Annotated in this window: 23 protein-coding genes; 16 read left to right on the forward strand and 7 right to left on the reverse strand. The window is 49.0% G+C overall.

Features of this window, described 5'->3' with window-relative positions:
* Positions 1-59: 59 nt before the first annotated feature.
* Entirely contained in the window at positions 60-1,445 is a 1,386-nt protein-coding gene (locus ACJAYR_RS01865; RefSeq protein WP_415235022.1) for an FAD-binding oxidoreductase, read from the forward strand.
* Here ACJAYR_RS01865 and ACJAYR_RS01870 read toward each other — a convergent pair.
* Entirely contained in the window at positions 1,442-1,945 is a 504-nt protein-coding gene (locus tag ACJAYR_RS01870; protein WP_415235023.1) for a MarR family winged helix-turn-helix transcriptional regulator, read from the reverse strand. The genes ACJAYR_RS01865 and ACJAYR_RS01870 overlap by 4 nt on opposite strands.
* Before the next feature lie 175 nt (positions 1,946-2,120).
* On the opposite strand from ACJAYR_RS01870, the gene ACJAYR_RS01875 reads away from it, so the two are divergent.
* From ACJAYR_RS01875 to ACJAYR_RS01885, 3 genes are read left to right on the forward strand one after another with little or no spacing between them, the layout of a single operon-like run.
* On the forward strand, positions 2,121-3,083 hold the full coding sequence (locus ACJAYR_RS01875; protein WP_415235112.1) for an MBL fold metallo-hydrolase: 963 nt from the start codon (positions 2,121-2,123) through the stop codon (positions 3,081-3,083).
* Positions 3,084-3,103: 20 nt separating this feature from the next.
* Entirely contained in the window at positions 3,104-4,762 is a 1,659-nt protein-coding gene (locus tag ACJAYR_RS01880; protein ID WP_415235024.1) for an FAD-dependent oxidoreductase, read from the forward strand.
* On the forward strand, positions 4,759-4,950 hold the full coding sequence (locus ACJAYR_RS01885) for a DUF2783 domain-containing protein (protein WP_415235025.1): 192 nt from the start codon (positions 4,759-4,761) through the stop codon (positions 4,948-4,950). Before ACJAYR_RS01880 ends, ACJAYR_RS01885 begins: the two co-directional genes overlap by 4 nt.
* A gap of 16 nt (positions 4,951-4,966) precedes the next feature.
* On the opposite strand, the gene ACJAYR_RS01890 is transcribed toward ACJAYR_RS01885, so the two are convergent.
* On the reverse strand, positions 4,967-5,377 hold the full coding sequence (locus ACJAYR_RS01890) for a hypothetical protein (RefSeq protein WP_415235026.1): 411 nt from the start codon (positions 5,375-5,377) through the stop codon (positions 4,967-4,969).
* 135 nt (positions 5,378-5,512) lie between these two features.
* On the opposite strand from ACJAYR_RS01890, the gene ACJAYR_RS01895 reads away from it, so the two are divergent.
* Positions 5,513-6,340 carry a helix-turn-helix domain-containing protein gene (locus ACJAYR_RS01895; protein ID WP_415235027.1) on the forward strand — a complete coding sequence of 276 codons (828 nt, stop codon included), beginning with the start codon at positions 5,513-5,515 and terminating at the stop codon, positions 6,338-6,340.
* Here the strand turns inward: ACJAYR_RS01895 and ACJAYR_RS01900 are convergent.
* The 3 genes from ACJAYR_RS01900 to pcaQ all read right to left on the reverse strand — a co-directional run bounded on the left by ACJAYR_RS01900 (position 6,337) and on the right by pcaQ (position 9,251).
* Positions 6,337-7,557 carry an NnrS family protein gene (locus ACJAYR_RS01900; RefSeq protein ID WP_415235028.1) on the reverse strand — a complete coding sequence of 407 codons (1,221 nt, stop codon included), beginning with the start codon at positions 7,555-7,557 and terminating at the stop codon, positions 6,337-6,339. The genes ACJAYR_RS01895 and ACJAYR_RS01900 overlap by 4 nt on opposite strands.
* 85 nt (positions 7,558-7,642) lie before the next feature.
* Complete coding sequence (gene msrA / locus ACJAYR_RS01905; protein WP_415235029.1) at positions 7,643-8,251, reverse strand: peptide-methionine (S)-S-oxide reductase MsrA; 609 nt, start codon at positions 8,249-8,251, stop codon at positions 7,643-7,645.
* 85 nt (positions 8,252-8,336) lie between these two features.
* Positions 8,337-9,251, reverse strand: coding sequence for a pca operon transcription factor PcaQ (gene pcaQ, locus ACJAYR_RS01910; protein WP_415235030.1), 915 nt, complete (start codon positions 9,249-9,251; stop codon positions 8,337-8,339).
* Between the two features lie 90 nt (positions 9,252-9,341).
* Here pcaQ and pcaD point away from each other — a divergent pair, with 90 nt between their 5' ends.
* From pcaD to ACJAYR_RS01960, 10 genes are read left to right on the forward strand one after another with little or no spacing between them, the layout of a single operon-like run.
* Positions 9,342-10,136 (forward strand): 3-oxoadipate enol-lactonase, encoded by a 795-nt coding sequence (gene pcaD, locus ACJAYR_RS01915; protein ID WP_415235031.1) that lies wholly within the window; start codon positions 9,342-9,344, stop codon positions 10,134-10,136.
* Positions 10,137-10,146: 10 nt separating this feature from the next.
* The gene (gene pcaC, locus ACJAYR_RS01920) at positions 10,147-10,560 is read left to right on the forward strand and encodes a 4-carboxymuconolactone decarboxylase (RefSeq protein ID WP_415235113.1); all 414 of its coding nucleotides are present in this window, start codon (positions 10,147-10,149) and stop codon (positions 10,558-10,560) included.
* Position 10,561: 1 nt separating this feature from the next.
* Positions 10,562-11,302, forward strand: a complete 741-nt coding sequence (gene pcaH / locus ACJAYR_RS01925) for a protocatechuate 3,4-dioxygenase subunit beta (RefSeq protein WP_415235032.1) — start codon at positions 10,562-10,564, stop codon at positions 11,300-11,302.
* Positions 11,303-11,917, forward strand: coding sequence for a protocatechuate 3,4-dioxygenase subunit alpha (gene pcaG, locus ACJAYR_RS01930; RefSeq protein ID WP_415235033.1), 615 nt, complete (start codon positions 11,303-11,305; stop codon positions 11,915-11,917).
* Between the two features lie 13 nt (positions 11,918-11,930).
* On the forward strand, positions 11,931-12,791 hold the full coding sequence (locus ACJAYR_RS01935) for a CoA transferase subunit A (protein WP_415235034.1): 861 nt from the start codon (positions 11,931-11,933) through the stop codon (positions 12,789-12,791).
* Positions 12,788-13,567 carry a CoA-transferase subunit beta gene (locus ACJAYR_RS01940; RefSeq protein ID WP_415235035.1) on the forward strand — a complete coding sequence of 260 codons (780 nt, stop codon included), beginning with the start codon at positions 12,788-12,790 and terminating at the stop codon, positions 13,565-13,567. Before ACJAYR_RS01935 ends, ACJAYR_RS01940 begins: the two co-directional genes overlap by 4 nt.
* Positions 13,548-14,633: a 3-carboxy-cis,cis-muconate cycloisomerase gene (locus ACJAYR_RS01945; protein ID WP_415235036.1), complete on the forward strand. Its 1,086-nt coding sequence runs from the start codon at positions 13,548-13,550 to the stop codon at positions 14,631-14,633. Before ACJAYR_RS01940 ends, ACJAYR_RS01945 begins: the two co-directional genes overlap by 20 nt.
* Positions 14,634-14,652: 19 nt before the next feature.
* Positions 14,653-15,687, forward strand: coding sequence for a TRAP transporter substrate-binding protein (locus ACJAYR_RS01950; protein WP_415235037.1), 1,035 nt, complete (start codon positions 14,653-14,655; stop codon positions 15,685-15,687).
* A gap of 3 nt (positions 15,688-15,690) precedes the next feature.
* A complete protein-coding gene (locus ACJAYR_RS01955) occupies positions 15,691-16,200 on the forward strand; it encodes a TRAP transporter small permease (RefSeq protein ID WP_415235038.1) in 510 nt (169 codons plus the stop codon).
* 13 nt (positions 16,201-16,213) lie between these two features.
* Positions 16,214-17,542 (forward strand): TRAP transporter large permease, encoded by a 1,329-nt coding sequence (locus ACJAYR_RS01960; RefSeq protein ID WP_415235039.1) that lies wholly within the window; start codon positions 16,214-16,216, stop codon positions 17,540-17,542.
* Here ACJAYR_RS01960 and ACJAYR_RS01965 read toward each other — a convergent pair.
* A complete protein-coding gene (locus ACJAYR_RS01965; protein WP_415235040.1) occupies positions 17,539-18,399 on the reverse strand; it encodes a helix-turn-helix domain-containing protein in 861 nt (286 codons plus the stop codon). The genes ACJAYR_RS01960 and ACJAYR_RS01965 overlap by 4 nt on opposite strands.
* 108 nt (positions 18,400-18,507) lie before the next feature.
* Between ACJAYR_RS01965 and pobA the strand changes: the two genes are divergently transcribed.
* Positions 18,508-19,680 carry a 4-hydroxybenzoate 3-monooxygenase gene (gene pobA / locus ACJAYR_RS01970; protein ID WP_415235041.1) on the forward strand — a complete coding sequence of 391 codons (1,173 nt, stop codon included), beginning with the start codon at positions 18,508-18,510 and terminating at the stop codon, positions 19,678-19,680.
* Here the strand turns inward: pobA and ACJAYR_RS01975 are convergent.
* Entirely contained in the window at positions 19,677-20,255 is a 579-nt protein-coding gene (locus tag ACJAYR_RS01975; RefSeq protein WP_415235042.1) for a PAS domain-containing protein, read from the reverse strand. The two genes, pobA and ACJAYR_RS01975, sit on opposite strands and share 4 nt — an antisense overlap.
* Positions 20,256-20,416: the final 161 nt, after the last annotated feature.

The raw sequence follows: 20,416 nt of genomic DNA on the forward strand, positions 1-20,416 counted from the left end.
ATCACTTGCGCCTGCCTTTTGGTGGTCTAGAATTCGCTTTAAATGAATAGAGGTCTGATGTGTCTGATTTGCTGCAAAAGCTGAAAGAAATTGTCGGCGAAAGCCATGTTTTGACAGGAAATACTGTTACTGAACGGTCTAGCGACTACTGTCATGACGCTTATGGCGCGGGGCTTTTGGTCCGACCTGCAACAACAAACGAGCTTTCCCAAATTTGTGCGCTTGCTCATAACAAACAGATCAACATGGTTCCCCATGGGGGTTTAACCGGTTTGGTGGATGGGACAAGCAGTCAGCAAGGGGATCTTGTTGTTAGTTTTGAACGATTGAACAACGTGCTTCGGGTCGACAAAGAGCAGAACATCCTGATTGCAGAGGCAGGCGTGACGTTAGAAACCGCATTGAACAAAGCAGCGGAAGTCGGAATGATGCCGGGAGTTGATATTCCGTCCAGAGGGAGTGCCACATTGGGGGGAATGGTTTCGACCAATGCCGGCGGTGTCAGGGTTTTGCGGTACGGTATGATGCGCGAAAATATTCTTGGACTGGAAGCCGTGCTTTCAGATGGAACCGTTTTATCCTCCCTTAATACACTGATGAAAAATAATGCGGGCTTTGATTTAAAGCAGCTGTTTATCGGAACAGAAGGGCGGCTGGGCCTTGTCAGTCAGGTTGCGTTAAAGTTGCACCCGAAACCAATCGATGAAGAGACGGCGCTGATTGCGGCTGAGAGTTTTAAAATCCTCGTTAAAATACTGTCAGAAGCCCGGCGGTATCTTGGATCGGACCTTCTGTCATTCGAGGCTATGTGGCCGGAATATTATGCGCTTACTACCGGTCAGCCGGGGTTTGGAAGAAGGCCTTTGCCGGATGGGTATCCGCTCTATGCTGTTATTGAAACCGGTCGCTGGCTGAAGGATGCGCCTCATCGTCTGGAGCCGTTTCTGGAAAAGATGTTCGAAGAGGAACTGTTACTCGATGCGGTATTGGCTAAATCTGAATCGGAAAGGCAATCCATTTGGCGGGCGCGAGAGGATAGCGATGCGGTACAATTTGGTTTTCCGACGAACCGGTCGTATGACATTGGTTTTGAGCTTTCCGACATGAACGGCTTTGCATTAGCGCTGCAGGATGTGATGGCAATGGAATATCCTGACTGTCATCTTTTCTTTTTTGGCCACATGGGGGACGGCAACCTTCATGTGATGTTGGCAGGTGATAAGGAGGCCCTGCACGATACCCTCAGAGTTGATGACCTTGTTTATTCGCTTGCCGCGCAGTTTAAGAATAGTAGTCTTTCGGCCGAGCATGGAATCGGACTAGAGAAAAAGGCCTTTTTGGATCGATCCCGATCAGATGAAGAGATAAAGTTAATGAAGCGTCTGACCACCCTGATGGGCGGACAAATTAATGCCGGAAAGGTCGTCGATACCGAAGGCGCCTAATTAAGGCTATCGGGGTTGGTTTGATCCAGATCACGGGCGTTTCTTGCAAGTGTGCGCAGCATCCTCAGTAACTCGGAAATTTCGTTTTCCCCAAGCCCCTTACGCAATTCTGTTTCTCGTGACAGGGTGTCTTCCACCATTTTTTCGTATAGGGCGACGCCCTTAGAGGTCAGTTTAAGAAGGCGCGGCTTTTTTTTCAGCGAGCTGTCGCAGTCTTCCACGCACTCCAGAGCCTCCAGTTTGCTTAGTGAACGACTGACCAACGACTTATTCATGCTGCTTGTTTTGCTGATTTGCGCTGCCGTCGTACTTTGCTCCATCGCGAGGGACACCAAGCACCGCCATTCCACCACACCAATCCCATATTCTTTTCTGTAGTGGGCGGACGCGCCCCTTGAGAGCCGATTGGCGATCACGACAAAAAAGAATGTCAGGTAGTTATCAAGCTCAAGTACTTTTTGCCCATTTGAAATATGAAATGGTTTTATCGCGTCCTGCATAATGGAGCACCCTGACTCATTTTTTAAGTTTACATAGCAACTTAGCACAGGTATCGTTCCTTAAACAATATGCCAAACGTGAAAATGACAAATGGCGGTTCAGCTGGACGGCCTTATCGTGATGTCGCGTTCAGGCTTGAAATGAACAATGTGTGTGACCAATCAAAGGACCAATATCATGGTTAAACCTTTCGCATCGTCGGCGGATCTGTCTGAAAAAAAAGAAACCCTGGAAATCCTGTCAGAAGGGGTCTATGCCCTGACCGCAGAAGGGGATCCCAATGTCGGTGCTGTCGAAGGGGAGGATTTTATCGTTGCCATTGAAGCAAGAGCAACACCAGCGGCGGCCCGTGACTGGTTAAAAGAACTTCGTAAACATACAGATAAACCGGTTAAATACCTTGTGTTGACCCATTACCATGCTGTCCGGGTTCTTGGCGCTTCAGCATTTGATGCAGAAGAAATCATCACCCATGATGTAACAGAAAAGTTGATCAATGAACGGGGCAAACAGGATTGGGATTCTGAATATGGTCGGATGCCGCGTTTGTTTAAAGAGCCGGAAGGCATCCCGGGTTTAACGCATCCAACAAAAACATTTTCCGATAAAATGAGCATTGATTTGGGGGGAGATCGCGGCGAACTTGTTTTGGAATATTGTGGCCGTGGGCATACCGCAGGCGACATCGTGGCTTGGTTGCCGAAACAGAAGATCCTGTATGCCGGGGATCTGGTTGAGGCTCAGGCTGCTTTGTATACGGGCGACGCCTTTCATATGGACTGGTCAACAGACACGCTTGATAAAGTAAAATCCTATGGTGCAGAGCAATTGATCGGTGGGCGCGGTGCGGTTGCCACCGGACGGGACGCTGTCGATGCTGCCATCGAACAAACCCGGTCCTTCCTTTTGGGAATGCGGGAACATACGGAAGCAGTTCACAAACGTGGCGGCACGCTGAAAGAAGCATTTCTTGCCACCCATGAAGCCCTCGCGCCTAAATTCGGGGCATGGCCGATTTTCGAGCACTGCCTGCCCTTTAATGTTCAGCGCCTTTGGGATGAATATGATGGGATTGACTGGCCCCGTATCTGGACAGATGAGCGGGATCGGGAAGTTTGGGCGCAGTTACAGGACTAATTCAGAGTGGGGTAAGTGCCATGATGAACATAGACGGTATTCCTGTATGGAAAGAATATCCTCCTTCATCCATACCAGATTCAGCCTCTTCCGGAACAGAGCATCTGGAAACGCTGATCGTTGGCGGTGGGCCGGTCGGTTTGTCGTTGGCACTTGATTTAGGACGGCGGGGGCGACGGGTTGTTGTAGTGAACGCGCTTCCCTTCATTCCCCGCGGCTCGAAGGCGATCTGTTTTTCCAAGAGAAGCCTTGAGATCTTTGATCGATTGGGAATAGGGGACCGGCTCGTTGAAAAAGGGGTGGTCTGGGATAAGGGTAAGGTTTTCTGGAAAGCGGAAAACGACCCTGTTTATGAATTTGATCTGTTACCGATAAAGGATCAAAAATACCCCGCATTTATAAACATTCAGCAATATTACGTTGAGGAATATTTGTTGGATGAGATTTCAACCTACGACAATATTCAAATACGGTGGCGCCACGAAGTGGTGGCCATTGCCCCTGATCAGCACGGGGCGGATGTTACGGTTGAAACGCCCGAAGGGTCGTATTCAGTAAGAGCCGATTATGTATTGGCCTGCGACGGTAATAAATCGCCTGTGCGGACGATGCTGGGGCTGGATTTTCAAGGACGTGTCTTCGAAGACAATTTTCTGATTGCCGACGTGAAGTTCAAGGAAAAATGGCCAACGGAACGGTGGTTCCGTTTTGATCCACCCTATCCCGGCTGGTCAAGCTTGGTTCACAAACAGCCGGATGACGTTTGGCGGCTGGATTTTCAGTTGGGTTGGGACATCGATCGTCAGGAAGCCATAAAACCAGAAAATGTTGAGCCCTTTGTTTCGGGGTTGCTGGGGCCGGATGTCGATTATGATTTTGAATGGATATCTCTATATACCTTTCAATGCCGACGTATGGAGAAGTTCGTCCATGGACACGTGATTTTTGCAGGCGATTCTGCGCATGTGGTTTCGCCCTTTGGGGCGCGTGGTTGCAATGGCGGAATGCAGGATATTGATAATCTGGGCTGGAAACTGGATGCTGTGCTTGACGGTAAGGCACCAGAAGCATTGTTACAGAGCTATAATGACGAAGCAACGCATGTTGCGGACGTCAATATTCTGAACTCTACCCGTTCTACAGATTTTATTACGCCAAAATCCGAAATGGCGAGGGTGTTTCGGGATGCGGTACTAGATCTTGCCAGAGAACATTCCTTCATTCGCCCCTTTGTGAATTCTGGCCGGTTGTCTGTTGCGGTTCCTTATGCTGGCTCTTCATTAAATAGCGAGGGGAACGATGAAGAATTTCAAACGGGGCCAGAGCCTGGCGCTCCGTTGATTGATGCACCGGTAAACGGGAATAATTGGTTGCTTAATCAAACAACAGAGGCCTTTAACGTCCTCTATTTTGGATCGAAACAAGAGGTTAAATCTGAAATTGAAAACTGTCTGCAAGGACAGGGGGCCGTCATTCAAGTCACTAAGGGAGGCGAGGGGGCGCCGACGGGTCTAACGGATCATACTGGTTTGGCCTATGCTCGATACGGGGCCGATGAAGGTTGCGTATATCTTGTTCGACCGGATCAGCATGTGGCCGCCCGCTGGACGCAATTTGATCCCGGGGCGTTGACGCGGGCTTTGGCATGCGCAAGCGGGAGAAAGGCACAAACAGGATGAGTTTAATTAAAGAGATAAATACGGCCTCTCATGACCAAATTTATGAAACAATCCTAAAAATGCATGAAAACCTGAATGAGGAAGAGAGTGCGCTTGTGAACGCGAAACTGATCCTCATTCTGGCCAATCATATTGGGGACGCTGATGTTATTTCACAGGCCGCAGAGTTGGCGCGGGGCGATCATTAACAGGGACTCACCAGATCTATACTTCCACCTGATCTGCCTTCAGGGCTTGCATCAAGCCAATGATCTGCAGGATGGCAAAGATCAGCACGGACAAAGCGATCAATTCGATTAAAAGAACACCGATCACACTGAACCAGTGCGGCGCAAGAAGAGTTAACCCAAAACTGGCGGCAACCCACAGAAAATCAGCGCCAATTATAATTTTCACAAAGGACAGGTTCATGGCGTCGCGGGTCGCGGTATAGGCAACGTCGATGGCAAATACAATTAATCCAGCGCCAAGGATATATAGATAAAGGCTGTTATTGAGGCCTAACAGATCCGTAAAAAAATCGTTGAATATCAGGCATATCAGAGCGCTGACAAAAGAAAATGCTGCGTTTAACAGTAATGTGTTTTTTAAAATTGGGTTCACGGAATAGCTCATTTTTCTGTTCCACTTCAATTTGAATGTTGGTCTATCCTGCACGGGGGAGGTCATCGTCTCAATTACCTGTGAGGTAATATCTTTATGGGCGAGATGCCGATATGATTGTCTGCGGACCAGGACAGGGGATTGCTCATGCCAGATTTATTAGGCACACAAAATGTTTCCGAGTTCGGAATATTGTTGCGTCGTTGGCGACGGGTGCACGGATTAAGCCAGCTTGATCTGGCCCTTGCCGCAGAAAGTTCTGCCCGTCACATCAGTTTCATCGAGACGGGACGATCGAAACCCAGCCGGGAAATGGTTTTGCATCTATGTGATGTGATGGAGTTACCACTGCGGGAGCGAAATAGACTGTTGCATGCTGCGGGATTTAGCCCAGCCTTTAAAGAAAGTCCGCTGGATGATGAGGCTTTGGACCCGATCCGGACGGTTCTTATAAAAATGCTGGAAAATCATGAACCCTATCCAGCGACCGTTCTTAATCGTCGCTTTGATATTCTGATGGTCAATAAGGCCGCTCAAACAATCATGGGGGCGGTTGGCGTTCCCATGGATGCGCAGCAAGAGGTGCCGAACGCCTTAAGGCTCGCGTTACATCCCAACGGGTTGCGGCCTCTTATCAAAGATTGGAAGCGTGCAGCCGGGCATTTAATTCAACGGGCGCATCGCCAACTTCGAGGCCCTTCAGAGGATGACCCGCTCGCGCAATTGCTTGAAGAAGTACTTTCCTATCCTGATATTCCAACGGAATGGCGGTTGGATGACCCCATGCTCGATGCGCCGCCTGTATTACCGTTAGAGTTTGTACTGGGTGAGGTAACCCTGTCGTGGATTACCACGATCACAAGTTTCGGAACGCCTCAGGATGTTACGGCAGAAGAAATTATGATCGAAAGCATGTTTCCTGCCAATATTGAAACAGAACAGGCATTCAGGCAACTGACAGGGCTAAGCCCTTAACCTTCTTTCCCGTCGGCTCTGACTTTGGTGAGCACGGGTACATAATAAATGAGATAGAGTATCCAGGCACAAATCCAGGCTATTCCCGCAAAGGCAAGGCCAACGTCCTCAAAGTCAGGGAACGCAAGTGGCGGTAAGATACGCGCAATAAGACTTGCAATTAATAACCAGAAAGAAAGGGCGACGCCGGATGCAATCTTTAGGGGACGTCCAGTATGGCCAAGGGCAATTCGGGACATCATGCCCAGAACCATAGTACCTAACCCGCCTATGGTCAGGACATGATTGGCTAGAATTTCCGGAAAATCGATAAAGACATGGGTGGATGCCTCAGCCAGAAATCCAAGCCCCAGAAAGAGGTATCCAAGGTGGAGTATCCACATCAAAGGATCCGAGAGCGTCTGCCAGCCTTTCCATTGCAGGAGTCGGGCAATGATGAATATCGCTGCGAAGATGGACGCAAGGGCTTGGAAAAGTTGAGGGGCGTTCAATGGGCCAGAGAACACAGCAAGCAGGGTTGTGACGATTGTCAGGCGCTTGAGCCAGACTGAATTCGCCAGTTCGTTATTTTTGTTTGCACGCCGTAACCAGTTACTTGTGAAAACCGGAAGAACCCGGCCGCCAATCAGGACCGTCATTAAAACCAGAAATCCAATAGAAAGCTGAATGCCGGTATTGGCATAGAGATTGGAGATCGCCAACATTTCTCCCCAAATCAAGACGTTTCCAGACAGAATGAAAAACAGCATTGGAATAAAACCCAAATTACGCCAAAGCCGTTTCTGGATAATTTGCCTTCCGATGAGAAAGGCGAGATATGGGATAAAGCTTAAATCAATAAGAACAACAACAGGGAGCGGTAACAGTTCGGACATAAAGACAGCCAAACGGCCGAGTAACCAGAGACCAAACAGGATTTTTAGCTCGGTGCCTCGGATACGCTCACCGCCTGTCCAGACAGGGACCGCTGTTGTAAGAAAACCGGCAACAACCGCCATGATCACACCAAAGATTAACTCGTGAGCATGCCATAGCGAGCCGGGTAAAACTGAAAATAACCCTAAAATTTCTGAATAACCGGTTAAATCGCAAATCCATAGTATCATGCTCAGCGCAGCATAAAGTGCAGCAGATAAGAAAAATATACGGAAGCCTCCTTCAAAAAGAAGAGAAGAAGGATGTGAGCGTTCCTGAATAGTCATTGAAAGGCCTTTCACAATATTCCCTTATTTTGAAGGAATTGTGAGGCCTTTTAAATAAAAATACTGTGCCCGCGACAATGGGCCGCAAAGGAAGAGCGGTTTATTTATCTATTCCTTGATGGGCTTGCTCGCCCCAAAGTTCAGAGATGCGGTCATCCCGTCTACATCCCTGACGATAGAGAAAATAGCGAACAGGATTTTTCTTGTAGTAGTCTTGATGATAGTCTTCAGCGTCAGTCCAGTGGGCAGCATTTCGAACAGGGGTTACGATCGGCGCCTTTAATATACCTGACTGACTTAACGCGTCTTTTGACGCCTGCGCCAGTTTGCGCTGCTCTTCGGTGTTTGCGAAAATAGCTGTGGTGTAAGTATTTCCGCGATCACAGAACTGTCCGCCTTCATCCGTTGGATCGACCGACCGCCAAAAAGTTTCAAGAAGCTGGCTGTAGGTTACAATATTCGGATCAAACGTAATTCTTACGGCCTCAAGATGCTGGCCATGATCCCGGTAACTCGGGTTTTGCAGCATACCACCTGTATACCCGGAAACGGCTGATTTAACGCCCTTCACATGTTCGAAATCTTTTTCGACGCACCAGAAACATCCGCCGGCAAATGTTGCGACTTCCAGAGAGCTGGCATAGCTTGCGATTGGTGAGAAAATCAACCCAACCAGAATTATAGAAATTGAATAGAGGGACTTGACCATGGTTTTTGCGCTCCTTTTTTTAGATATTACCTCATCGGCGCTTTCGCGCAATTCAAGCCATGCTCACAGTTTCGTTAGAGGGCGATCAGGTTAGTTGCTCCGCGGCTTCGCGGATACTTTGAGAGAGAATTGCCAACGAGGCATTTTGTACGCTGTCAGCGCGTGTGGTCAGTCCGACAGCGCCCCGGGTTTCGCGGGTATCGATGGGTAGCACTGTCATTCGATTGTCTCTAAGATCATTGGAAACAACGCCCGTTGAAATGATCCATACGGCATCTGTCGAACGAACGAAAGCACGACCAAAGGAGTCGGAGACGGTTTCGATCTGAACCGGCAATTCAGGAATGCCATTGGCCAGCAGGAACCGGTCGACAAACGGCCTGATAACAGAAGCCTTGGTTGGCATCAGGATTGTAAAGTTTTTTAGGTCATCCAGCCTTAATTGAGTTGTCGACAACAATGGATGGTCGGCGCGCACAGCAAAAACGACTTGCTCACTATAAAGATGCTCAAAAGATAACCCGGACATTTTCTCAGGCGCAGCAAGCCTGCCAACAACCAGATCCAACTCAGATTTTCGGAGTTGTTCCAGTAAAACAGAATTTTCGCCTGTAACGATCTTGATATCCCCGGCGACCTTTTCCTTCAGAAATAATTGGATGGCATCGGGCATGATCCGGGCGGAAACGGTTGGCAGGGCCCCTATGCGAACGGGCGGAGAAGAACGGGTGACGGCTTGCTGGACCGACTCTACCCCCTCGAGGACCGAGGCGACACTGGCCCCGGCGTGACGCAAGAATACTTCTCCGATCCGGCCAAGCCGAATGCCACGGCCTTCTTTTTCAAACAACTTTACGCCCAAAATCTCTTCGAGTTCTCGGATGGTTTTGGTGACCGCCGGCTGACTGATATTCAGGATGATGGCCGCCTTACCAACGCTTTTCTGCCGGGCTACTTCAATGAAGGTTTGTAAGTGACGAAATTTAATACGATTTTCCATAAACATAACCATTTAGATATGTAATTAACCAAAAATATCATTTTACCGCACGAAATCAATCTGTTTTCATATGCCTAGCAGGAGGTGACAATGGACTTTATGGAAACCAGTAATGGGGCATTGCATTACGAATACTTGCCTTGTTCCAACGCGAAGGGGACCCTAGTATTTGTGAATTCGCTGGGCACAGACTATCGAATTTGGGATGCTCCAGTGGGGGCGCTTCAGTCTGAGTATTCTATTGTCCGATATGACAAGCGAATGCATGGCTTATCCTCTCATTGTCACAGACCCTATCCTATGGAAGAACATATAAAAGATCTGAAGGAATTGCTTCAGGCGCTTCAGATCGAAAAGGCCATTATCTGCGGTTTGTCCGTTGGCGGGATGATTGCTCAAGGACTGGCTTTTTCTGACCCTGAACAGGTGGGCGCGTTGATTTTGTGTGATACCGGGCATAAAATCGGAACAAGGGAGCTGTGGCAGGATCGTATTAAGCAGGTAGAGGCTGAAGGGCTTTCCAGCATGATGGATGCTGTGATGGAGCGTTGGTTTACCAAGGAATTTCGCAAAAGCTCAAACCCCCTTTATTCGGGGTGTCGGGCCATGTTTGAGCGGCAGGATCCGATGGGCTATAGCGCGACCTGCGCGGCGATAAGGGACGCTGATTATTCTGATGCGCGGGCTCTTATTAAGGTGCCGACACTCTGTGTTGTTGGGGATCACGATCTGGCGACACCAGAAAGTTTAGTCCGGGAACTTGCCGACGGTATCCCGAACAGTGAGTTCGCGCTTATCAAAAATGCGGGTCATATTCCATGTGTTGAAGCGCCAGAGATATTTACAGACATACTAACCGATTTCCTCAATAAAAGATTATCCTGAAAGAGAAATGATGGGATCTAAAAACAGCAGCTCACCCCGTTATGATCAGGGAAGAGACGTTCGAAAATCAGTGTTGGGGGACGCCCATGTTGCAAGGGCTGAGGCAAATACTGATCCATTTGATCAGCCGTTTCAGGAATTGATTACGGAAGGTGCATGGGGAACCGTGTGGGCCGGTGATCACTGGTCAAAGCGGGAACGATCAATGGTGACAATTGCGTTGTTGGCCGGCCTTGGACATTATGATGAATGCGCCATGCACGTGCGGGCGGCGAAAAACACAGGGGCCAGCCGCGAAGATATTAGAGAAGCAATGCTTCATGTTGCCATATATGCGGGCGTGCCAGCAGCAAATAGCGCCATAAAAGTGATAAAAGAGGTGTTTCGAGAAATGGACGCTGAAACACAGGCGGGGGGAAACTAGAATGACTAACAGAAAGCCGGAAACCGGTGCTTTTTTTCAACGGGATAGAGCGTGGCAACCGCCCGGCCTGACCCCTGCATACAAGACCAGCGTTTTAAGATCGCCGCAAAAAGCACTATTGTCGTTGGATGGAACCATCAGCGAAATAACGGGGCCGGTATTCGGGCATGATATTATTGGTGAGCTTGATAATGATCTTTTGCTTAATTATTCGCAAAATGGGGATCTACCTGTCGGCGAACGCATTATTGTCCATGGCCGTGTAATTGATGAGCGGGGTGTTCCGGTGGAAGGCGCCTTGCTTGAATTCTGGCAGGCAAATGCAGGCGGCCGTTACCGTCACAAAAAAGAAACCTATTTGGCCCCGCTGGATCCTAATTTTGGAGGGTGCGGCCGGACGATTACAGACGAGAACGGGTTTTATTCATTTCGGACGGTCAAACCGGGGCCCTATCCGTGGCCCAATGGGGTCAATGACTGGAGGCCTGCTCATATTCATTTTTCCGTTTTCGGTCATGGTTTTGCCCAGCGTTTGATTACGCAGATGTATTTTGAAGGGGATCCGTTAATTTGGAAATGCCCGATCGTTCAGGCAATCCCGGATGAAGACGCGGTGAAACAACTGATCGCGCCATTGGATTTGGCCAATACACTGCCTATGGATAGTCTGGCTTACAAGTTTGATATTGTTTTACGGGGTCGTCGTTCGACCTTGTTCGAAAACCGGAAAGAGGGCAATTAGATGACGCAGCCTTTGACTTATTTTAAAGAAAGCCCTTCTCAAACGGCCGGTCCCTATGTCCATATTGGATGTACGCCGAATTTCAGTGGTCTTTCTGGTGTTTTTCCAAAAGATCTTGGCTCTGAAATGGTAAGCAAGAGCACGGAAGGGCAAAGAATTATCATACGGGGATGTGTCTTTGACGGGACTGGCACTCCGATTAAAGACGCCTTGGTCGAAATCTGGCAGGCCGATGCAAAGGGATTGTATAATAGTCCCTCTGAGACAAGAGGCGCAGCGGATCCAAATTTTACGGGTTGGGGTCGCTGCCCGTCGGATATGGAAACCGGCGAGTTTGTTTTCAACACCATCAAACCTGGCAGTGTGCCTTTTAAGGATGGCCGACCAATGGCCCCACATGTCACCTTTTGGGTCGTCGCCCGGGGGATTAATCTGGGCCTGCATACAAGAATGTATTTCCCGGATGAGGAAACGGCAAATGCTGCTGATCCGATATTAACACGGATTGAGCATAAACATCGTGTACCGACCCTGATCGGAAAAAAGGTGGGCGATGAGTATCGGTTTGATATTCATTTGCAGGGTGACAATGAAACTGTGTTTTTTGATATCTGAAAGTTCTTAACCCGTGGCTATAATCCAATCCTTAAAAGACGCAGTAGCGGACAATCTGAATAATGGTGATGTGGTTGCCTTCGAGGGCTTTACACACCTTATCCCGCATGCTGCCGCCCATGAAGCAATCCGTCAAGGATATCGGGATCTGACGCTGGTACGGATGACCCCTGATATTGTTTATGATCAGATGATCGGTATGGGAATGGCAAAAAAGCTGATTTTCTCCTATGCGGGAAATCCGGGCGTTGGTCTTTTACGGCGCTTGAGAGATGCGGTCGAGAATAACTGGCCCAATCCTGTAGAGATTGAAGAACATTCCCATGCCGCCATGGCCAACGCTTATGAGGCAGGGGCCGCAGGCCTGCCTTGTGCGGTGTTTCGCGGATATAAGGGGGCGGGCTTGAAAGAGGTAAATAGCAACATTCGAAGCGTGGTTTGTCCCTTCACCGGCGAAGAACTCGCGGCTGTCCCTTCAGTTCGCCCGGATGTGACCTTCATTCATGCGCAAAAAGCAAATCGCAAAGGCGATGTCTTGATCGAAGGTATTGTGGGTATTCAAAAAGAAGCCGTGCTGGCGGCGAAAAAATCAGTGGTGACCGTTGAGGAAATTGTTGATGACTTTGATGATGTCCATGCAAATGCCTGCATCCTTCCGGGGTGGGCTGTTTCGGCTATCTGCGAAGTACCTGGAGGAGCCCATCCGTCCTATGCGCATGGATATTACATTCGTGATAATGGAGCCTATCTTGACTGGGATAAAATCGCCACCGATCGGGAAGGATTTAGAAACTGGATGGAACAACATGTTCTGAATCAAACGCCGGAGGTTTTTGCAAGCCGTGTCAGTTCCCTCTTGGAGGCTGGTAAATGACTGAAAAATTTACCTCAGATGAGATGATGACCATTGCAGCCTCTCGTGCGCTTGGGAATGATGATATTTGTTTTGTCGGAATTGGCGCACCATCAGCGGCCTGTAATGTTGCGCGTTTGACGCATGCGCCTGATATCACCCTTATTTATGAAAGCGGTACCATCGGGACTGCACCGGATGTCTTGCCGTTGTCCATCGGTGATGGTGAATTGTGTGAGACCGCGACGACAACCGTCTCCGTCCCAGAAATGTTTCGATACTGGCTACAGGGCGGTCGGATTACCATTGGTTTTCTCGGGGCTGCTCAATTGGACAAATTCGGGAATATCAACACCACCGTTATCGGCGATTACAATCATCCTAAAACCAGACTTCCAGGCGGCGGAGGGGCCCCGGAAATTGCCTCTTCCAGTGGTGAAATCTTCATCACGATGAAGCAATCGCTGCGCGGTATGGTCGATAAGGTTGATTTTTACACATCTTTTGGTCATGGCAATGGCGGCAATGATCGTCAAGAGCAGGGTATTACAACACGCGGTCCGACCTTGCTGGTTACGGATCTGGCGGTTTGGCGACCTGACCCAGAAACAAAAGAGTTTGTTGTGGTGTCCTTGCATCCCGGTGTTGAGAAAGAGCAGGTTCAGGCAACTTGTGGATGGCCCGTCCGCTTCTCTGAACAGTTGGAGCAAACACCGCCGCCAACGGCTCTTGAATTGCAAACCTTGCGAGATCTAAAGGCGCGGACAAAAGCCGCGCATGAAGGCACAGCAGAGTGATATGATGATTTCAATCTTTGAACATCCAGTCCTTGGCCGACTTTTGGGAAATTCAGAGATGGCACCTCTGTTTTCTGCGGAAGAAGATGTTGCCTGTATGTTGGCCTTTGAGAGGGCATTGGCCCGTGTTCAAGGACGCGCTGGGATTATCCCTGACAGCGCAGTTAGTTCGATTATAGAGGGCCTTTCCAGTTTTCAGCCAAATTGGAAGGACCTCGCCCAACAAACTGAAATCGATGGTGTTGTTGTCCCCGGTCTGATCCACCAAATTCGGCAAAATCTTGGCAAAGAGGTACAGGCGTATCTTCATTTCGGCGCAACCAGTCAAGATGTGATCGATACCAGTCTGGCGCTACGACTCAAACGCGCAACGGCCCTACTGCGGCTTCAAATGGATGAAGTGTTGGCAGAGCTTGAGCGGCTGAAAAATCGATTTGGTCAAAATGGGCTTATTGCGCGGACGCGGATGCAACAGGCAGTTCCCACCAATGCCGCGGAAAAAATTAATCGGTGGCAACGGCCGCTCACTAAATTGACACAAAATGCAGATGCCATGACAGAAGACGTGGCGGTACTGCAATTTGGTGGTGCTGTTGGTACATTGGATAAATTGGGCGATAAAGGCACGGCGATTGGACGTGCCCTTGCTGAGGAACTGGATCTCTCTTTTGAGGCGGCCTGCTGGCATACTGATCGGTCCTCTTTAATTTCCTATTCAAACTGGTTATCCCAGATTACAACGGCCGTTGGAAAGGTGGGGCAGGACATCGTTCTGATGAACCAGAATGAAGTGGATGAGATTCAGCTCAAAGGGGCCGGGGGCTCCTCAGCCATGCCGCACAAAAAGAATCCGGTATTGGCAGAAATCCTGATAACACTGGCCCGCTTTAATGCAACGCAAGTTGGCGGTATGCATGTCTCGGCAATCCACGAGAATGAGCGGTCGGGTGCATCATGGACCCTAGAGTGGCTTATCCTGCCACAAATGGTGATGGCAACTGCTGTTAGCCTGAAACAATCGATCAAGTTGCTTAAAAATGTAGATCATATGGGATCAAAAAATTAACGGGAGAGGAAACATGAAAATGAGAAAATCAATAGGCCTACTGGCCTTGAGTGCCGTCGCCGGCCTGATGCTGAGCGGCACCGCTTCGGCGGCAGAGATTACGTTAAAATTGCACCATTTCTTGGGCCCAAAAGCACCGGCCCATTCGAAAATGATTGTTCCTTGGGCGGAGCGTATTGAAAAGGCGACGAACGGTCGTGTTGAGATCAAGATCTATCCGTCCATGTCTCTTGGTGGAAAACCTCCGCAATTGCCACGTCAGGTGCGCGATGGGATTGTCGATATGGCCTGGTTTGTAAATGGCTATGCAGGTGGACTGTTCCCACGGACAGAAGTATTTGAACTGCCCGGCGTCCATCAGGGAAGTTCCGCGGCTACTAACCTGGCAATGGGCGAGATGTATGAAGAATTTCTTGCAGAAGAATATAAGGGTTTAAAACCAATTTGGCTGCATGTGCATGGTGGTAACGCAATGCATATGGTGGACAGTGAAATTCGCAAGCCAGAGGATCTGGCGGGCAAAAAAATCCGCATTCCGTCACGGACTGGCGCGTGGGTATTAGAAGCACTGGGTGCGAGCCCGATCAAAACATCGGTTCCGGAGCTTCCGCAAGCCTTGGCTAAAAAGGTGATCGACGGAGCCCTTATTCCTTTCGAGATTATTCCGCCGCTGAAAATTCAGGAGCAAACTCAGTATCAAATTGAAGGCCCGGGTGGTAAGCGGTTTGGAACAACAACATTCCAGGTCGCGATGAACCAAAAAGTTTGGGACAATCTGCCAGCGGATATTCAAAAAATCATTTTGGACAATTCTGGTCCGGAATGGCAAAAAGAAGTCGGCAATGTATGGGATGCGTCTGAAAAAGGTGGTCTCGGTGTTGCGACGAAATCGGGGAACACTCACGTTGTTCTGAGCGATGCCGAATGGACTGTTTTTGAAGGTAAAATGGCCCCCGTAGTTGATCGTTGGATTGAGGAAGTTTCTTCAAAAGGTATCGATGGCCGGAAACTTTATGACACGGCTGTTGCGACCGTTAAAAAGCATATGAAATAGACCATGTCTGGCTATTACAACTTTTGGACAAGGGCTCACGCCCTTGTTCATGGACTTTCTGAGCTGTGGGCATTGTTTGGCGGCCTTGTTCTTATGGCCGTCGTCATGGTCAATGCCTATTCCATTTCGGCTGACATGCTGTTTACAAAACCGTTCCCCGGTGATTTTGAATTGACCGAACTTGGTGTGGCAATAGCTGCGTTCTGCTTCCTGCCCTATTGCCAGATGACAGGGGCAAATGTTTCCGCAGACTTGTTTACGGCGACGGCGTCCAAATCGAAAATCATGTTGATGGGCGTATTTGCCAGTTTGGTCGCCTTTGGTTTTAGCCTGTTGTTGCTGTGGCGAATGTGGGAAGGCTTGCTGGGATATCGTGAATATGAGGAAATAACGGGTATCCTCAGTATCCCCATCTGGATAGCGTTTGTTCCCTGCCTTTTATCGTTGGTTTTACTTGTTGCAGCTGCGTTTGTCAGTCTGCTGGATATTTTCGGGTCCCGCAAACGGGCCTAGGAAGAGCATTCCGTTGGAAGAAAATCTTATTGTTGGCCTTGTTGGATTGGCCGCGCTGATTACCCTGATCGTTATTCGGTTACCAATCGCCTATTCGATGATCGTGGTGGGCGCTGTTGGTGTTGGGTTTTTGAATGGATTTGATATTTTGCTGGCGCAGTTGAAGGATCTGGCGTGGGCACAATTCTCCATCTACGATCTCTCGGTCGTACCGATGTTTGTCTTGATGGGAAATATCGCAACCCGCGTTGGTTTGTCGTCAGATTTATTTCGCGCCGCGAATGCCTGGTTAGGTCATCTGCGCGGAGGAGTTGCCATGGCGGCAATTGCAGCCTGCGCAGGATTTGGATCTGTGTGTGGCTCGTCGCTTGCAACGGCCTCAACCATGGGGCAGGTCGCTCTTCCGGAACTCAAGCGTTATAAATATGCGGGCTCACTGGCGACAGGAACACTGGCTGCTGGTGGTGTCTTGGGCATTCTTATTCCGCCGTCTATCGTGCTGGTCATCTATGCTGTGATTGTCGAGGCGAACATTGTGACGATGTTTATGGCCGCCTTTCTGCCCGGCATCCTCGCGGTTATTCTGTTTTTGCTGACAATCGCCCTTTATGTCAGGTTGCGGCCTGATGCTGGCCCAAGGGGAAGCGCCGTTAGCCGTGAAGAACTTTTATCGGCAACGATGGCTATGGTGCCTGTTCTCATTATATTTGGGCTGGTTATTGGCGGTATCTATTTTGGGTTTTTCAATCCAACACCGGCCGCGGCTGTTGGGGTGTTTCTTGTCGCGCTTTATGGCCTGTTGCGACGGAAATTATCCTTTGGCGGTTTTCGCTATGCTTTGTTAGAGACGGCCAAAACAACAGGCATGATTTATCTGATCCTTCTTGGTGCAGAATTACTCAAGATCTTTATGGCGCGTGGCGGTGTTCCGCAGGCGGCCGCTGAGTTGATGGCAAATTCCGGTTTGCCGCCTTATAGTATTCTGGTTCTGTTATTGATCGCTTTGATCATTTTAGGGTGTTTGATGGACAGCCTGAGTATGATCCTGCTGGCAATTCCCTTTTTCTGGCCCGTTATTTCAGAACTGGATTTCGGTCTCGGCCCCGAAGAATTAAAAATCTGGTTCGGCATTCTCGCGCTTATTGTTGTGGAGCTCGGCCTCATCACGCCGCCGGTGGGGATGAACGTGTTTATTATCTCCTCCATGGATAAGGAAACGCCGATGAAGGAAACCTTCAAAGGGGTGGCTCCGTTTTTCATGGCGGAAATTGTCCGCGTCTCTCTATTAGTTGCGTTCCCGGCTATTTCCCTATGGCTACCCAGATTTTTTGGTAATCTCTAGCGGCCGTTCTGCTCTGATTTTTTGCGAAACTTGCTGGGCGATAAGCCGGTATGCCGCTGAAAAAATTTTGTGAAATGGCCGGGGTCTTCGAACCCAAGCGTGTAGGCGAGTTCAGACACGGGAAGTTTCGTGTAAACAAGGGATCTTTTGGCCTCCAGCATAAGCCGGTCAGTGATCAAAGCTGATGCGGTTTTACCCGTGATGCTTTTACAGGATCTGGTTAGGTGTTGGGTCGTAAGAAAAAGAAGATCCGCGTAAGTTGCAACAGAGTGAATAGTGCGAAAATTTTGCTCAAGCTGGCGGAGGAATGACTGAACAATTTTCTGTTGTTTGGTTACTTTTTGCGGCGAGCTGATTTGCAGGGAGGCTTGAAGCCGGCCGGTTTCGATGCAAAGCAAACCGACGAGATTTGCCAGCCGCTGGCTCCGGCCAAGCAGGGTATCGCCATGTTCATCAGAAATATGTTCGAAATATACTTTTAGTCTTTTCGTTTCAGGAAGAGAAAGTGCTTCTGACAGGCCGGCCTGAATATCGGGGGAGCGGCGTAAGACTTCTGCCAGAACAACCGAAGGTACGGTGACAACATATCCCTCGGTATGTTTGATGAATTCAAAACCATGAACACTGAATGGGGGGACTGATAAAAAACTGTCCGAGTCAATTTTTCGCCTCTTTCCATCGATTAAGAACGTACCGCCGCCTTTGGATATGTAGAAAAACTGATGCAGTATATGATGCCTGTGCGGTGCAATTTTCCAATTATGGCGGCCGGAGCGGGCGGCAATCGACTCGCAATGAAGAATGTCAGGAAAGGTTACATTCTTTTCGTCACCATAGAGGGTGTAGTTCGGGATCATCGTTTTTCCTAAATGTTCGAATAATACAAATTATAAGCTGTTTTATCCATTCTGGAAACCGTTCTGTTTTGGCATATTGCGGGTAGTTATATTGGATGGATGGTTCTTATGAAAACACAGGTCGGGATAATTGGCGGGGGCCCTTCGGGTCTGCTGCTTTCCCAAATTCTGCATTTGAAGGGTATTCAGTCGGTGGTCCTGGAACAAAAGAGCAGGGACTATGTTCTGGGTCGAATTCGAGCGGGCGTACTGGAGCAGGGGCTTGCCGATATGCTGCGCTCTGCCGGCGTCGGCGATCGTATGGATCGGGAGGGTCATCTTCATGGTGGTTTTGATATAGCGCATGAAGGGCAGCGGATGCGGATCGACCTGTCCGGTCTGACGGGGGGCAAGTCCGTCATGGTGTATGGCCAAACAGAAGTGACTTTGGACTTATATAATGCCCGTGACGAAATGGGCGGCATCGTTGTGGACAACGCGCAGAATGTGATGCCTCATAACCTAAAGGCTGGAACGCCTTACGTCACCTATGAGAAAGAAGGTGTTTCCCATCGGCTGGAGTGTGATTTTATCGCTGGCTGTGACGGCTTTCATGGGGTCAGCCGTCAATCGATCCCTGAAACGGTTCGTCAGGAATATGAGAAGGTTTATCCTTTTGGCTGGCTTGGTGTGTTGTCTGAAACACCGCCTGTATCCGATGAGCTGATCTATAATCATAGTGACCGAGGCTTCGCGCTTTGTTCAATGAGAAATAAATCGCTGAGCCGTTATTATGTTCAGTGCGATATTGATGAAGATGTTGAAAACTGGTCAGATGACCGATTTTGGGAGGAGTTGAAATCCCGCCTCCCAACCGAGACGGCCGCGCAATTGATAACAGGTCCGTCTATTGAGAAAAGTATCGCGCCGCTGCGCTCCTTCGTATCCGAACCGCTTCGGTATGGGCGATTGTTTCTGGCCGGTGATGCCGGGCATATCGTGCCACCAACAGGGGCGAAAGGACTGAACCTGGCTGCTTCCGATATTTATTACCTTTCTGAGGCCTTTATTCAGTATTATACGGAGCAAAACGAAACCAGGCTTAACGAATATTCACAAACTGCGTTGAAGAGGATTTGGAAAGCAATGCGGTTCTCTTGGTGGATGACAACCTTGCTTCACCGGTTTCCAGAAAATTCTGATTTTGATGCACGCATTCAAAAGGCAGAGCTTGACTATTTGTTCAACTCGGAAGTTGCCCGCAAAGCGCTTGCAGAGAATTATGTGGGATTGCCGTATTAGCGTCTGTTTGGAACGGGAACTGTACCAACCAATATGCGGTTAATATGGCCTTCCATATTTTCCATTGGAAGAATAAGGCGGCACCAGCGAGACATTTGATTGCCTTCATGCGCCGCATTATGTTCGGAATATAATGGGCACCGCAAGCGGACGGCTTGAGGGTATTGTGCAAGCGATAGCTTACCCGGGTAATCGCCGAAATCCGAAAGCCATTTACCGGTCATTTCCTGACCAAATTGATCAACAACGGAAGAGCCATAAACTCTGTACCGGAAATCTGTGTTGGTTTCATTCGGCTCTAATAACAGGACATAGCCAATGGCCTTGTTAAAGTCTATTGGGTCAATATGTTTGTACCGGGCGATCTGGTGATCCCCTTTTTTCTCGAACCAGTAGTTCCACAGAATTTGATGTGGTTTCAGGAGAAAATCCGTGTCCTGCGTTTCGTCAGTTGGCAGAGCCCTATAGGTTAGGTTTTTGACAAAATATTGGGTTGGGTCCGGTAATGCCTCCCGCAGGGGGTCATTTGCCTGGACCTCGCCTGTATAGTGGGTAAACGGGCCAAATGAAGTCATGGTAATTAATACTATTTTTTATGGTTATTACGTAATCCTATTCTAAACAATTTTCTTAAACTGTAACCTCAAAAGTTTAGGATTTTATTATTTTTCTAAACTGTACCAAGTAAGGAAACTGTTTGGCGTGTTTTTTATTGGCTTATTGGCGCTGCATTCGG

The sequence above is a fragment of the Sneathiella sp. genome, assembly GCF_047631475.1.
Classification (GTDB): Bacteria; Pseudomonadota; Alphaproteobacteria; order Sneathiellales; family Sneathiellaceae; genus Sneathiella.

Excerpts from the sequence above, each read along its gene's own strand:
- ACJAYR_RS01870 (WP_415235023.1), bottom strand. The coding sequence starts at position 1,945 with ATGCAGGACGCGATAAAACCATTTCATATTTCAAATGGGCAAAAAGTA.
- ACJAYR_RS01880 (WP_415235024.1), top strand. The coding sequence starts at position 3,104 with ATGATGAACATAGACGGTATTCCTGTATGGAAAGAATATCCTCCTTCA.
- ACJAYR_RS01885 (WP_415235025.1), top strand. The coding sequence starts at position 4,759 with ATGAGTTTAATTAAAGAGATAAATACGGCCTCTCATGACCAAATTTAT.
- ACJAYR_RS01890 (WP_415235026.1), bottom strand. The coding sequence starts at position 5,377 with ATGAGCTATTCCGTGAACCCAATTTTAAAAAACACATTACTGTTAAAC.
- ACJAYR_RS01895 (WP_415235027.1), top strand. The coding sequence starts at position 5,513 with ATGCCAGATTTATTAGGCACACAAAATGTTTCCGAGTTCGGAATATTG.
- msrA (WP_415235029.1), bottom strand. The coding sequence starts at position 8,251 with ATGGTCAAGTCCCTCTATTCAATTTCTATAATTCTGGTTGGGTTGATT.
- pcaQ (WP_415235030.1), bottom strand. The coding sequence starts at position 9,251 with ATGGAAAATCGTATTAAATTTCGTCACTTACAAACCTTCATTGAAGTA.
- pcaD (WP_415235031.1), top strand. The coding sequence starts at position 9,342 with ATGGACTTTATGGAAACCAGTAATGGGGCATTGCATTACGAATACTTG.
- pcaC (WP_415235113.1), top strand. The coding sequence starts at position 10,147 with ATGGGATCTAAAAACAGCAGCTCACCCCGTTATGATCAGGGAAGAGAC.
- pcaH (WP_415235032.1), top strand. The coding sequence starts at position 10,562 with ATGACTAACAGAAAGCCGGAAACCGGTGCTTTTTTTCAACGGGATAGA.
- pcaG (WP_415235033.1), top strand. The coding sequence starts at position 11,303 with ATGACGCAGCCTTTGACTTATTTTAAAGAAAGCCCTTCTCAAACGGCC.
- ACJAYR_RS01940 (WP_415235035.1), top strand. The coding sequence starts at position 12,788 with ATGACTGAAAAATTTACCTCAGATGAGATGATGACCATTGCAGCCTCT.
- ACJAYR_RS01945 (WP_415235036.1), top strand. The coding sequence starts at position 13,548 with ATGAAGGCACAGCAGAGTGATATGATGATTTCAATCTTTGAACATCCA.
- ACJAYR_RS01950 (WP_415235037.1), top strand. The coding sequence starts at position 14,653 with ATGAGAAAATCAATAGGCCTACTGGCCTTGAGTGCCGTCGCCGGCCTG.
- ACJAYR_RS01955 (WP_415235038.1), top strand. The coding sequence starts at position 15,691 with ATGTCTGGCTATTACAACTTTTGGACAAGGGCTCACGCCCTTGTTCAT.
- ACJAYR_RS01965 (WP_415235040.1), bottom strand. The coding sequence starts at position 18,399 with ATGATCCCGAACTACACCCTCTATGGTGACGAAAAGAATGTAACCTTT.
- pobA (WP_415235041.1), top strand. The coding sequence starts at position 18,508 with ATGAAAACACAGGTCGGGATAATTGGCGGGGGCCCTTCGGGTCTGCTG.
- ACJAYR_RS01975 (WP_415235042.1), bottom strand. The coding sequence starts at position 20,255 with ATGACTTCATTTGGCCCGTTTACCCACTATACAGGCGAGGTCCAGGCA.